Source organism: Bacteroidota bacterium (assembly GCA_016706865.1).
In the GTDB taxonomy this organism is placed as follows: domain Bacteria; phylum Bacteroidota; class Bacteroidia; order Chitinophagales; family BACL12; genus UBA7236.
In genome coordinates this window covers 1750112-1764202 of the sequence record JADJIS010000003.1, presented here as the reverse complement: position 1 = coordinate 1764202, position 14091 = coordinate 1750112, and the positions used below count along the sequence as shown (strand labels likewise).

Annotated in this window: 12 protein-coding genes; 7 read left to right on the top strand and 5 right to left on the bottom strand. The window is 35.9% G+C overall.

The features are described 5' to 3' along the window. Window positions 1-2 precede the first annotated feature (2 nt). On the bottom strand, window positions 3-425 hold the full coding sequence (locus IPI31_16980; protein MBK7569518.1) for an SET domain-containing protein: 423 nt from the start codon (window positions 423-425) through the stop codon (window positions 3-5). 26 nt (window positions 426-451) lie between these two features. After that, on the bottom strand, window positions 452-1822 hold the full coding sequence (locus tag IPI31_16975; protein MBK7569517.1) for a beta-lactamase family protein: 1371 nt from the start codon (window positions 1820-1822) through the stop codon (window positions 452-454). 114 nt (window positions 1823-1936) lie between these two features. On the opposite strand from IPI31_16975, the gene IPI31_16970 reads away from it, so the two are divergent. The 5 genes from IPI31_16970 to IPI31_16950 all read left to right on the top strand — a co-directional run bounded on the left by IPI31_16970 (window position 1937) and on the right by IPI31_16950 (window position 8438). Then, window positions 1937-3148: a DEAD/DEAH box helicase gene (locus IPI31_16970; protein ID MBK7569516.1), complete on the top strand. Its 1212-nt coding sequence runs from the start codon at window positions 1937-1939 to the stop codon at window positions 3146-3148. Window positions 3149-3198: 50 nt separating this feature from the next. After that, window positions 3199-4377 carry an acyl-CoA dehydrogenase family protein gene (locus IPI31_16965; GenBank protein MBK7569515.1) on the top strand — a complete coding sequence of 393 codons (1179 nt, stop codon included), beginning with the start codon at window positions 3199-3201 and terminating at the stop codon, window positions 4375-4377. A 252-nt stretch (window positions 4378-4629) separates the two neighbouring features. Then, entirely contained in the window at window positions 4630-5610 is a 981-nt protein-coding gene (locus IPI31_16960; GenBank protein ID MBK7569514.1) for a YitT family protein, read from the top strand. A gap of 759 nt (window positions 5611-6369) precedes the next feature. Next, window positions 6370-7917, top strand: a complete 1548-nt coding sequence (dnaB, locus tag IPI31_16955; GenBank protein ID MBK7569513.1) for a replicative DNA helicase — start codon at window positions 6370-6372, stop codon at window positions 7915-7917. Between the two features lie 272 nt (window positions 7918-8189). Then, on the top strand, window positions 8190-8438 hold the full coding sequence (locus IPI31_16950) for a hypothetical protein (GenBank protein MBK7569512.1): 249 nt from the start codon (window positions 8190-8192) through the stop codon (window positions 8436-8438). Window positions 8439-8744: 306 nt separating this feature from the next. On the opposite strand, the gene IPI31_16945 is transcribed toward IPI31_16950, so the two are convergent. Beyond that, a complete protein-coding gene (locus IPI31_16945) occupies window positions 8745-9872 on the bottom strand; it encodes an LptF/LptG family permease (GenBank protein ID MBK7569511.1) in 1128 nt (375 codons plus the stop codon). After that, window positions 9869-10999, bottom strand: coding sequence for a tRNA guanosine(34) transglycosylase Tgt (tgt, locus tag IPI31_16940; protein ID MBK7569510.1), 1131 nt, complete (start codon window positions 10997-10999; stop codon window positions 9869-9871). The genes IPI31_16945 and tgt overlap by 4 nt, the downstream gene beginning before the upstream one ends. Before the next feature lie 106 nt (window positions 11000-11105). On the opposite strand from tgt, the gene IPI31_16935 reads away from it, so the two are divergent. Together IPI31_16935 and IPI31_16930 are read left to right on the top strand one after the other, a co-directional pair. Next, window positions 11106-12230: a glycosyltransferase gene (locus IPI31_16935; protein MBK7569509.1), complete on the top strand. Its 1125-nt coding sequence runs from the start codon at window positions 11106-11108 to the stop codon at window positions 12228-12230. Continuing rightward, entirely contained in the window at window positions 12221-12823 is a 603-nt protein-coding gene (locus tag IPI31_16930; GenBank protein MBK7569508.1) for a sigma-70 family RNA polymerase sigma factor, read from the top strand. The genes IPI31_16935 and IPI31_16930 overlap by 10 nt, the downstream gene beginning before the upstream one ends. Here IPI31_16930 and IPI31_16925 read toward each other — a convergent pair whose 3' ends face one another. Continuing rightward, window positions 12824-14032, bottom strand: coding sequence for an alanine dehydrogenase (locus IPI31_16925; protein MBK7569507.1), 1209 nt, complete (start codon window positions 14030-14032; stop codon window positions 12824-12826). Window positions 14033-14091 lie beyond the last annotated feature (59 nt).

The window sequence follows — 14091 nt, the reverse complement described above, 5'->3', positions numbered from 1 at the left end:
TTTTAAGGAGTTTGATTTTTATCCGCCCAATATTTTTTTCCGTAAGCACAAAAAATTTCTTCTCCGGCTGCTATTTTTTTCTTTGCCAATAAACAGATATTTTGTTCATCGTCCATTACTATTTCGGCATTATTTTTAAATGCTGACTTAATTGTTCCTTCGGCGTCGTTTGCAAATCCGGCTAAACATTTCGAATTATTGGTATCCAGAATATCGCCATTGGGAAGCTTTAAAAAATAGGCGTTTTCTCCCTTATCCGCTCTTTTTTTAGATTGTTTTGAATTTAGGGTTTCTCCTGTAAAAACTGCAATTATCTCTGAACGGTGAATGGTGATCGCTGTATATAATCCTAAACCCGCATTTGCAATTTGGGAAACTTGCGTATATAAATAATCAGATTCTTCGGCGTCAATTTTTATTGTAATATCCATTCTTCAGAATTAATTTCCGGTTATGATACAGAATCGTTTTGCTGCAATTTTTTACAATAAAATTTACTTTTTCCCTGTTGAAAATAACAACCTTTTACTTTGCTATTTTTTTTATACTCAAAAGTTAAGGTGGAACGATATTGAAAATTTTTAAAAGTATCATTGGCAATTGGTTCTGCTATTGCTTTTTCTGCTTCAAAATTTTTAAGTGCAGCAGTTACTAAAACACCATTCTCACTAGCTATTTTAATTTTTGTGATCGGAATAAAATGAAAAAGTTTTAGTCGGTAAATTCCTTCAAAAGGAATTAATTGTTCAGCACCCATCTGAATGGAACTTGCTTCGGGAAACTTATAATCTTTTTCAAAATAATAGGAGAGTACTCCCAATGCGATATCATTCATCGGATAATTTAATCCGTTTAGACATAATACTATACATAAACTATCTTCTTCAAAATAGGTAACCGCACTTCTGAATTCATCAATATGTCCTGTATGTCCATATCCAATATGTTTTTCAAATGGTGTATAAAAAATACCATGTCCATAAGTTGTATTCGTGAGTTTGCACATGGTGTCGAGATGCGTTTTGTTTATCAATTTTTGTTCAAACAATTGTTGTATAAAAATATTGAGGTCCTTTGGGGAGGAGATCATGGCACCTGCGGCAGCACTCACAGTAGCATTAGTTTCCACACCGGTATTAATCCATTCGGCACCGTTAAATTGATATCCCGAATTTCGTGTTTGTGGTACTGTTTCCGATTCCACATAAGTTTGAGTTAAAACAAGGGGTTTAACTATTCGCGTTTGAATATTAGCACTATAGGAAATTTTTGTAATATCCTCAATAATATATCCCAACAAAATATAATTGGAATTACTGTACTGGGTTTTTTCTCCCGGCTTAAATACAGATCCATGATCAACCATGAGTTGAATCAGATCTTCCTTGTTCATTGTTTTTGTCTGAATGGAGGAAAAATCATCATTATTGATAAGATCGAAAATGCCACTTTGGTGTCCCAACATTTGTTGGATGGTTATTTTTTCAGAATTTGGAATTTGAGGATAATAAGTATGTAATTTCTCCGAAAGCGAAAGTTTTTTTTCTTCTACCAATTGATAAATGAGCACGGCAGTAAACATTTTTGTAATAGATGCAATTCGATACTGCTCCGTAACATTTGTTTCGCCATTGGCAGGAAATGTTTTATTAAAAAGGATATTATTCCCTTTGGAAATTAATACGCTTCCGCAAAAACGATTGTTTTGATGCAGATAATTAAGTAAGCTATCCGTTTTTTTTACGAATTGATCATTTTGGCCAATTGCATAGGTGTATGCAGATAAACAAAAAATGAATCCGATGAGTATTTTTTTAATCATAGAGTTTTCAAATATAGATAATAATTGATGGTTTATAATAATTGGACTTTTTTGGAAAAACCTTCTATTCTTGTGGATTTCGGGCTTAAGTTTTAATATATTAACTTTGCAATAATGCAATTTACAGATTTTAATTTTGAAAACGAGCTTACCGACGGTTTATTATCGATGGGATTTAAGTCACCTACACCTATTCAGGAACAAGCAATTCCTATAATTCTGAGTAAAAAAGACATTATTGCCTGTGCTCAGACAGGTACGGGTAAAACTGCGGCATACCTGCTTCCGGTGCTCAATAATATCATAAAAAAAGGTCACGGTTCTATAAATACACTCATAATTGTACCTACAAGAGAACTTGCAGTTCAGATTGATGAGGCTATTCGCGGATTTGCTTACTTCACCAATATAAGTGCAATGGCGGTTTATGGGGGCAACGATGGTGTGATGTTCGAACAGGAGAAAAAATCTTTTAAAGAAGGGGTGGATATTATCGTTGGCACACCCGGCAGATTGTTATCGCATATCAATCAGGGATATTTAAAATTCGACACACTGCAACATTTAATATTAGATGAGGCCGACAGAATGTTGGACATGGGGTTTAGTGATGATATCAATCGCATTATTTCTTTTTTACCGGAGAACCGACAAACGCTCATGTTTTCTGCAACCATGCCTCCGAAGATCAGAACCATCGCAAAAAAATTATTAAAAGATCCGGAGCAAATAAATATTTCTCTTTCCAAACCTGCTGAAGGAGTTTCGCAGGGAGTTTATATTTTAAATGAAACCCAAAAAATCCCTTTATTAAAAATGATTTTAAAGGGAAAGGATGCTAAAAGTATTCTCATTTTTTCCTCCACCAAAGAAAAGGTAAAAAGATTGGAACAGGAATTAAAACAGTTGCGATTTAATGCATCTGCAATTCACTCCGATCTCGAACAACCACAACGCAAAGCGGTTTTGCGCAGTTTTAGCACACGCGAATTAAGAATTTTAGTAGCAACGGATATTTTATCACGTGGAATAGATGTAGATTCCATCGGAATTGTAATTAATTACGATGTGCCGGGTGATGCAGAGGATTACATTCACCGTGTAGGAAGAACGGCCCGCGCTGAATCAAAAGGGGAGGCAATTACATTTGTTAATACTGCAGATCAACATAAATTAAAACGGATAGAAGAACTCATTGGCAGCGAGATAAACAGACTGGAAGTGCCAAAAGAATTAGGACCTGTTCCGGAATATAATCCCTCCGCCCATCGTGAACGACCAAGAGGTGGAGGTGGATTTCAGAAGAAAAGGAATTTTAGAAGGTAATTATCAATTATCAATTGGCAATTGTAATTACCTTTGCCGAAAATTTAATTATGCCCAACGATCTTTTTGAAGGAGTGGATTATTATCAGCTTGATGACCTATTAACTACGGAGCACAAGCTTATAAGAGATACGGTTCGACAATTTGTGAAACAGGAGATATCTCCGATTATTGAAGAATACGCCCAAAAATCAGAAACACCCAAACATTTGATCAAAGGTTTGGCGGAGATCGGCGCCTTTGGTCCTACAATTCCGGTGCAATATGGAGGTGGTGGACTTGATAATATTTCCTACGGATTAATAATGCAGGAAATTGAGCGCGGCGACAGTGGAATTCGCTCTTTGGTGAGTGTTCAGGGGAGTTTGGTAATGTATCCTATCTATACTTTCGGGAGTGAGGAACAGCGGATGAAATACCTGCCAAAACTTGGTTCCGGAGAAATTATCGGTTGTTTCGGTTTAACGGAACCCGATCATGGTTCAAATCCAAGTGGTATGGTTACCACAATTAAAGATAAGGGAGATCATTTTTTGTTGAACGGCGCTAAAATGTGGATCAGTAATTCACCTTTTGCAGATATCGCTGTTGTTTGGGCAAGGGATGAGGAAGCTAAAATTCGCGGATTGATCGTGGAACGCGGAATGGAAGGATTTACTACCCCCGAAACGCACGGAAAGTGGAGTCTAAGAGCTAGTGCTACCGGTGAATTGGTATTCGACAATGTAAAAATTCCAAAGGAAAATGTATTTCCCGAAATCAGAGGACTTAAAGGACCTTTGATGTGTTTGTCCACAGCACGTTATGGTATTGCCTGGGGTGCCATGGGAGCTGCAATGGATTGTTATGATACCGCATTGCGTTATGCAAAACAAAGAATTCAGTTTGGAAAACCAATCGCCGGATTTCAGTTACAACAAAAAAAATTGGCAGAAATGGTTACGGAGATCACAAAAGCGCAATTATTGGCCTGGAGACTAGGTGTTTTGAAAGATGAAGGAAAAGCAACTGCAGCACAAATTTCCATGGCGAAAAGAAATAATGTGAACATGGCAATAGAAATTGCCCGTGAAGCCCGTCAGATTCTCGGTGGAATGGGAATTACCGGCGAATATTCCATTATGCGCCACATGATGAATCTTGAAAGCGTAATTACGTATGAGGGAACGCATGATATTCACTTATTGATAACCGGTGCCGATATAACCGGAATTGATGCGTTTAAATAAAAAATAAATTATAAAAAATTATATATATAAGCAGTATCATTTTTTTTGATACTGCTTTTTTAATTTTATCATTTTATGGTTAAGTCGGAATATCACTCTATCACAGTATTGTAATTATTAGTTCCAGAAATATATATTATTTTCTAAAAAAGAATCTAATATCTTCTATATAATAATTTATTCCATTATTGTAATAACAAGATCTTTTTCTTATTTTTGAAATAATCGAAAAAAAAAATGAGTTAGGTTTTTATGAATAATTTTTGGAAAAGGATCATTGTTAATAGTATTTATCGCCAAAAACGAAATTTAGGTGGTATAGTTAAAGAATATTCTGAGTATGAAATTGCCAAAGGTTTCAGGCAATTAAAAACTACGGTAAAAAGAGGTTCTGTAAATGCTTTTTTAATTGCTATCGGAGTAATAATTGCAGGCTTCGGACTTAAAAGTTTTTTATTGCCGAATCATTTTATCGACGGCGGTGCTGTAGGTATTTCATTACTGATAGATCAGAAATCTGAAATACCCTTGTCAATCTTATTGGTCTTGGTAAATATTCCATTTATTATCTTAGGATTTACCACCATTGGTAAAAAATTCGGGTTTAAAACAATAGTCTCCATAGTTGCACTTGCACTAGCTGTGGAATTAATTGAATATCCTCAATTAACAGATGATAAATTATTGGTTGCCGTTTTCGGCGGATTTTTTTTAGGTGCCGGCATTGGACTTGCAATGAGAGGTGGAAGTGTCATTGATGGTACGGAAATACTCGCAATTAATATCAGTAAAAAAACAGGTTTATCTGTTGGGGATACAATTCTCATATTTAATATTATTATATTTTCTATCGCTGCATATTTATTGTCGATGGAGATCGCTTTATATTCCATTCTCACCTATTTATCAGCAGCAAAAACCGTGGATTTTATTTTGGAAGGTATTGAAGAATATACAGGAGTAACAATAATTTCTCCAAGATCTGAACGGATCAGGCAAATGATAATAGAAGAATTAGGAAGAGGAGTAACTATTTATAAAGGTGAAAGAGGTTTCGGAAAACATGGACACAATGAAGGTAAAATAGATATTGTTTACACTGTAATAACACGTCTCGAGGTTGCAAACCTTAAAGCAGAAGTGGAAAAAATTGATAGTGATGCATTTATAATCATGACGAGCATAAAGGATACAACTGGAGGGATGATTAAGAAGAGGGCGCATAAACATTAAGGGGGACACGGGACACGGGACACGGGACACGGGACAAGGGACAAGGGATGCGGGACACGGGATGCGGGACAAGGGACTTGATATAGGACATGGAAAAGGGACATAGGACACTGGACATAGAACAATGACAGACATAGGACATGGGCAAAGGGACACAGGACTTACTTTGATTTTGGATGGGAAATTAATTTTTTGATGTAAGCTTTGGTAAGATTTATTTTTAGTGGGAAATTAAAATTCCACAGGAAAATAGGGATGGAAATAGGAAATAAGAAATAGGATTTAAGAGATAGGGCTTTTTCTTGAAAATTATAAAAAATTTAAAATTCCACGAAAATTATGATTCGTAGCGATTCCCACCAATGTTACAGGCTGCCCACTGCCACCGTTAACTGCCACAACCACTCTTTTCACACGATCCCTATATAAAACAACTAATCCAATTCGTTATACAATTCTGCACATTTATTTCCCAACTGCCAGTGCACATTGTTGGAGTTGTTGTTGATAACAGGTGCGAAAATTTATTTTATAACTAGTATATTGTAAGAAAATCAGGGCATATAACAAATGGTAAATTGTGTAAATTTTTTTATGGGAAATTATGCTGTAAATCGGAAATGTCGCAATACTTTTGGCATCCCGCTTCAAACAAAATATTCCATTGTTATCCTTGATAAAAATTATGCGAATTCGCAAGGGGAATTTATTGTTCAGAATGAGGGAAACTGTCGTAGAACAACCTAAACAACACAAAAAATGTCAGAATTAGAAAACAATCGTACCAACTCCAATTTTAAAAACATCGACAGAAAACGTCAGCAGGCAGATCTGTCATCTATAGTTTATGGAAAAGTACCACCTCAGGCAATAGATTTGGAGGAAGCAGTGCTCGGGGCATTTATGATAGATAGAGATGCCGTTACCAACGCAATTGAAATTTTGCGCCCGGAGAGTTTTTATGACGACAGACATCGCATCATTTTTACAGCGATAAGGCGATTATTTGAAAAAACGCAACCTATCGATCTGTTAACCGTAACGGAAGAGTTGCGCAAAATGGGGCAACTGGAAGAAGCAGGCGGGCCATTTTATGTAACAACCTTAACAAATCGTGTTGCCAGTGCTGCACATATCGAACATCATGCGCGTATTGTTACACAAAAATTTATTCAGCGCGAGTTAATTCGAATATCTACAGAGATCGTTCACGATTCATTTGAAGATACTACCGATGTATTTGAGTTGCTCGACAAAGCAGAACAGAATTTATTTAATATTGCCGATAAAAATTTACGCACAAGTTACAGCGATATCAATAATTTATTAAGCGCCACTATTAAAGAAATTGATGAGGCAAGAAAACATGAAGATTCATTAACTGGTTGTCCCTCAGGTTTTAGTGCGCTCGACAGATTAACAGGTGGTTGGCAAAAATCGGATCTTATCATTGTTGCGGCGCGACCTTCCATGGGTAAAACAGCCTTTACCTTATCACTTGCGCGAAATGCTGCGGTGGACTTTAAAAAGGCAGTTGCGGTATTTTCATTGGAGATGAGCGCGCAACAAATTGTTAAACGTTTAATAAGCGCTGAAACAGAAATTCCCGCCGAAAAAATTATCAAAGGTCATCTTGTGGAACATGAGATGATACAACTCGTGAAATTATCCGGACGTTTGAGTGAAGCTCCGATTTTTATTGATGATACTCCTGCAATTAATATTTTCGAATTGCGCGCAAAATGCCGCCGATTAAAAATGCAACACGATATTCAATTGATCGTTATCGATTATTTACAATTGATGACAACCAGTGAAGTGGGCAAAGGTGGAAATCGCGAACAGGAGATTAGTCAGATATCCCGATCATTAAAATCGATCGCGAAGGAATTAAATATCCCAATTATTGCATTATCTCAGTTAAGTCGTAAGGTGGAAGATCGCGGCGGTACAAAACGTCCGATGTTATCCGATTTACGTGAATCAGGAGCCATAGAGCAGGATGCCGATTTAGTATGCTTCTTATATCGTCCCGAATATTATGGATTGGATGTAGATGAAAACGGAAATCCCACCAAGGGAATTGCAGAAGTAATTATTGCAAAACACAGAAATGGTGCTCTCGAAAATGTTCGTGTTCGTTTCATCGATAAATTCATCAAATTTGTCGATCTGGATGAAATGTATGTTCCGCAAAATTTAACTCCACTGGCAAATGTTCTTAAAGACAACAAAGCCACCATCACCCGTAAATCGAAAATGGATGATATGGATGGAGTGGATTTGAACGAAGAACCACCTTTCTGAGGGGACACGGGATTTAGGACACGGGACACGGGACTGACATAGGACATGGGAAATTTGACATAGGACTTGAATTGATAGATTGGAAAATTAATTTCTAGTTGGTGCTAAACAACTAGAAATTAATTTTATACAAATATGAAATAGCCTTTTTCCTAAGTGTCTTTCTTCTTACTGCGAATCTTACTTTGTCGACAGAAAGGATCAATATTCTAGACTTTTCAAAAGGTTTTGAATCAGTTTTTATATTTATTTTATATAAATTGTCGCAACTTATGGATGTTAATGCAGAATTAAATGAGATCTTGGCTGATTGGGATCCGGTTGGTATGAAATTAGCAGGACCTCTATGGCCTAAAAGTGAATATCTGATACATTTAGAACGGCTAATAAATTTTTACAAGGAACAAGGCTCTGTTGAGAGTTACCTTTTAAAATATTTTCCTCCATCCTCCGTGCCAGAGCATGAAGCATTTAATATTGCTTTAATTCAAATAAATAGTTTGTTAGAAAAAAATGTATAGGAATTATACTCAAAATCGCATTCGAATTTACTTGAACTCAACAAAAATCACAATCCTTCAAAATCCAAGAAATATTATTTACCGAATGCTTAAGACTTGATCTGATTTAGGTTTGGGAATTTTATTTCGAAATTAAAGTTTGTGCTTAATTGTAAAATTATCAATCTAAAACGATCGCCCCTTTTTAAACCTTTACCCAACCTTCCTTCCTTAGATCCTTCTTTCCTTACCCTTCGAATCTTCTCCCTTCTCCCTTCGATTCTTCTCCCTTCTCCCTTCGATTCTTCAAATGTCTCCCTTCGAATCTTACTTACTCGCATATCTCACTAAAAAAATCGCTATAACCGCAAAAAGCATATTCGGAATATTAGTACCAATAATCGGATGCAGATCGCTGTTGATAGAGAAGCTGGTGGAGAATTGTAAGAAGAAAACATACAGTGCGCTGAGAGCAACTCCTGCTATGATATTAAACCAATTTCCGCCCCGTATTTTTTTTGATCCAAGTGCTGCTCCCATTACTACAAGAATTAAAACCGAGACAGCAGAAGATGCGCGACGATATTGTTCCACACGATAATATTCGAGTTCGCCGGTGCCTTCATTTTCTTTTTCTTTAATGTATTCTTCGAGTTCCTGATAAGTTAAAACATCTTTTATTCTGATATCCTGTTCAAAATCATCGGGGACTAAATTTAAAACCGTATCCATCGTTTTACCTTCCACATATTTTTCGCGAATATCATAAACATCCCAACGTTTATAATCTACAAAGTGCCAGCTTTTTTTATCGGTTTCGTAGGTCATTTTATTTGCATTGATCTTTGTGATCAACTTTCTGGATTTACCGTTGCCTTCGTATCTTTCCAATGAAACATTAAATCCTTCATTAGTTTTAAATTTAAATCGCTCTAAAGAAATAAACGTGTTTTTATCAAGTTTTAAATGCAGATTATTTCCAAAATTTTTAGGCGTATGAATATATTTATCTTCAAAGTCAAGTTTCCTTTTATTTGTTTCGGGAACAAGCTGATAATTGCCATATAATAAAAGTCCTAAAGCTGCAAAACCGCAAATTAAATAAGGCCGAAGAAATCTTTTAAAATTCATACCACTATTCATCATCGCAATTATTTCGCTGTTATAAGCCATGCGTGATGTGAGAAATATTACCGCAAGAAAGATAAGTAAAGGCGCAAGTATGGAGCCTATAAATGGAATAAAATCGAGGTAATATTGAAATACTTCTCCGGAGGGTGCATTTCTTTCCACAAAATTTTCAGACTTATCTGAAAAATCAATAACGATCGCAATGGAAATAATAAGTACATGTGCGAAAATGGTAGTAACAACAAACTTACTGATCACATATCTGTCGATAATGCTCAGCCATCTGTTGAACGGTGATAATAGTATATCAATAATTTTTTTCACAATCTCGTACTCACCTTTTTAACCATCAAATTTTTCCAACCATTAAAATTTCCTTCCAAAATTTTTGTTCTGGCTTCCTTTACCAACCACAAATAAAAACTCAAATTGTGTACACTCGCAATTTGTGGTCCTAAACGTTCGCCAGATGCAAATAAATGTCGCAAAAAGGCTTTTGAATGATTTCGACTTGCAAAAGAATCGGAAGTTTCATCAATTGCACTAAAATCGCTTTCCCATTTTTTATTTCTGATATTGATGATGCCTTCTGCTGTAAATAACATTCCATTTCTACCATTTCTGGTTGGCATCACACAATCAAACATATCTATTCCCAAAGCAATACATTCCAGAATATTTGCAGGTGTTCCAACACCCATAAGATAACGCGGTTTATTTTCCGGTAGTATATTGCATACAACTTCTGTCATTGCATACATGTCATCATGCGGTTCGCCAACACTTAATCCTCCAATGGCATTTCCTTCCAATTCCATCGATGCAATTACCTCGGCCGAGCGTTTTCTCAGTTCGGGGAAAACACTTCCCTGTACTATAGGAAAAAGAAATTGCCGGTAATTATACAAGGAATTTGTTTTATCCATTTGTTCGATACATCGTTTCAACCATCTATGTGTCATTTCCATACTTTTTTCAGCATAGGAATATTCGCAGGGATATGAAGTGCATTCATCAAAAGCCATAATAATATCCGCCCCTATCTTTCTTTGAATATCTATAACATTTTCCGGAGTAAATGTATGTTTGCTTCCGTCAATATGTGATTGGAAGGTAACTCCTTCCTCTTTTATCTTGCGGATCTTTGCTAATGAATGTACCTGAAACCCTCCGCTGTCCGTCAAAATTGGTCCTTCCCAACTGTTGAATTTGTGCAAACCACCTGCTTGTTGAATAATATCTGTTCCGGGTCTCAGATACAAATGATAGGTATTTCCTAAAATTATTTCCGCCTTAATATCATTTTTTAATTCCTGAAAATGTACGCCCTTTACGGTACCAATGGTTCCTACGGGCATAAATATGGGGGTATTGATGATACCGTGATCGGTATTTATTACCCCTGCCCGGGCTTTTGAATGAATATCCTTTCCTGTTAGTTTGAAAAACACGGCGCAAAAATAGGCAATTGTGGACAGGGTGTGAATATGTTATGATACAATAGTAATTATAAAAGAAGCGCAAATACCAAACTTCTAACTTTGCGACAGCACATCTATGGACATACATTTGATTTACACCGCCATTTTTTATTTATTTTGCGCAGCCGCTTTTTTTCAGATATTTTATATGCTGTTCTTTTATTTGCGTCTTGCAAATTTTAAGGGCAAACAAATAAGGCAAGAAAATTATCCTCCTGTCTCCATTATTATTTGTGCGAAAAATGAAGATGCAAATCTTAAACAAAATCTTCCAAAAATTCTGGCACAGGATTATCCCAATTTTGAAGTGATTGTTGTTGACGATAATTCCGAAGATGGAACAACAGAATATTTATTTTTTCTAGCACAAAAGGAACCCCGTTTAAAAAGAACAAAAACAGGAACCGGAAATCCGATGATGGCAGGGAAAAAATTTCCGCTTACCCTTGGTTTAAAAGCTGCAGCAAATGAAATAGTGGTTTTAACAGACGCTGATTGTTATCCGGCTACCGATCAATGGCTTAAGGGCGTAATGCATGGATACGGAACGGAAAAAGAAATTGTGTTGGGTTACGGAGCATATGAAAAACAACCGGGTTATTTAAACAAAAGAATAAGGTACGAAACTGTTCTCTCTGCAATAAATTATTTCTCCTTTGCACTTGCAAATTTGCCTTATATGGGTGTGGGAAGAAATTTATCTTATAAAAAACAATTGTTTTTCGACAATAATGGTTTTTTCGAACATAGGCATATTCCCAGTGGTGACGATGATCTGTTTATTAATAAAGTAGCCACTAAAAGAAATACATCCATTGTGATAGATCCCGATGTATTTACTTTCTCCAGCCCAAAAGAAACCTGGGATGATTGGAGAGAACAAAAAAAACGCCATCTTTCCACTGCAAAATATTATAAGTTCAAACACAAGTTCTTTTTAGCATTGCAACCGGTTACACACATTCTGTTTTGGTTATGTGCCATTTTCTTATTGGGCATTATGTTTGAATATTGGTACGTAATTGTTGCTGCACTTGTTGTCAGGTGGGCTTTATTACGTTATACATTTTCGCAGGCAATGAATAAATTAGAGGAAAGAGATCTAAAAAAATCCATCGAATTATTCGATATGCTGCAAATTTTTTATTACTTCAGATTTGCGAAATCTGTTTTATTTAAATCAAAATACCGATGGGATTGAACGATAATCTGTCGGAAAGGGCAAAGGAGGATATGGCACTTGTAATTAAGGCTCGTGCAGGTGACCAGCATGCATTTAGTATTTTGATGGGGCGATATAAGGATTCCATAAATTATATGCTTCTTAAAATGGTGCACAATCGGGATGATGCTGATGATCTCACTATTGAAGCATTTGGGAAAGCATTTGCCCATCTTGATAAATATACTCCCGAGTTTGCCTTCAGCACCTGGTTATTTAAAATTGCAGTAAATAATGCTATTGATTTCATCAGAAAAAGAAAATTGCATACTTTAAGTCTCGATGATGAAAATGATGAAGCTTCTAAATTTGCGTATTCGCGTATTAAAACCAATACCCCTGATCCGGAGGAAAAATTTATAAGAGAGCAACGTGCAGTTTTAATGCGCACTATTTTAGAAGAATTAAATCCAAAATATAAAGTTCTTGTGGAACTTCGATATTTCGATGAGTTGAGCTATGAGGAAATTGCTGTTAAACTGAATATGCCACTCGGCACAGTTAAAGCACAATTATTCAGAGCGCGAAATGTTTTATTCGAATTATTGCATGAACGCAGAGAACGTTATTGATCAGGTAATTTCAGCATAATCACTCAAATATAAAAAGGGTTCATTTAATTTTCCGTTTTTACAAATAGTTGCACCGTTAATCATGGGTGATTCATCTTTAAATAATTCTTCCCACACTGAATTTATTAATAGATTTCCGAATTCCTCACTGGCACTTCGCGGTAATTCATTGGGTAAATTATCAATTGCCATTATATCAATGGATTCCGGAATATAAGGTGCAATTTCACTTTCTGTATTCACATCATACCCAAAAACAGGTTCATTGATGGTGGTGGAACGTATGGTGGCCGGCACTCCGCCGTTAATATCGCAACTTACATCTGCAATTACTTTAATTCTCCAGTTTGGATTACGCATGTCTTCCTTGGAAAATAATTGTGGTGCCTTTGGATTCCAAAAAATGCAATTTATTAATACATCACATTTATTCATGTATCGCGTGAAAGTACATTTATAAAGCTCCGGATTATGATGAAATTCTGATCTGTCAAATCCACCATCATTTATTCTATCGTAAAGATCATCGCTGTCTAAAACACAAAAAACTGCCTCATTAAATTCATAATTCATAAATTCATCCTTCGATATTTCCTTGATCTTTATCTCCCGAAAAAATTCAACAGCACCCTTTCCAACACGACCTGTACCTGTAACAATTATTTTAACCTTAGGCATGGTCAACCCCTTATATTGAAATTTTAATTCATAGTAATCACGGCATTCTTTTGCTCTTTTGAGATGCCCTTCGTCCAACCGCTGTCCTAGTGTCCATAAACCATTGTGCGCACCAATAATTCCAGCCCATCTTCCAAAGGCAATTACACGATCACCTTTATCATTTTTTAAACATTCGTAATCAACCATTGTGATGTTTTTTTGTAACAACATCTGCAACAATTTTTTATTTTGAGCCTGTTTTTTAATAGTGTGTGAGAAAAATAAATACGTTTTATTATTTATCAGCAGATCATACGGCACTTCCTTAACGCCGAGTAAAATATCACACATCGAAAGGTCCTCCTGTAGTTTTATTCCGCGTTCTTCAAATTCATAATTCGCATAACATCTTCCTTTGCCCGGTTGAACAAGAATTTCAATTTCCGGATAGTTTTTTTTTAACTGTTCAATTTGAGCAGGAACTAACGGAACTCTTGCATCAGGTGGGAATTTAGCTTCCCTTAAAATACCTATTTTTTTTGAATACATATCAGGTGTAAAGATAAGGGCTGGATTTAAAAAATTTGTTCCGGTTTTATCTTGGAAAA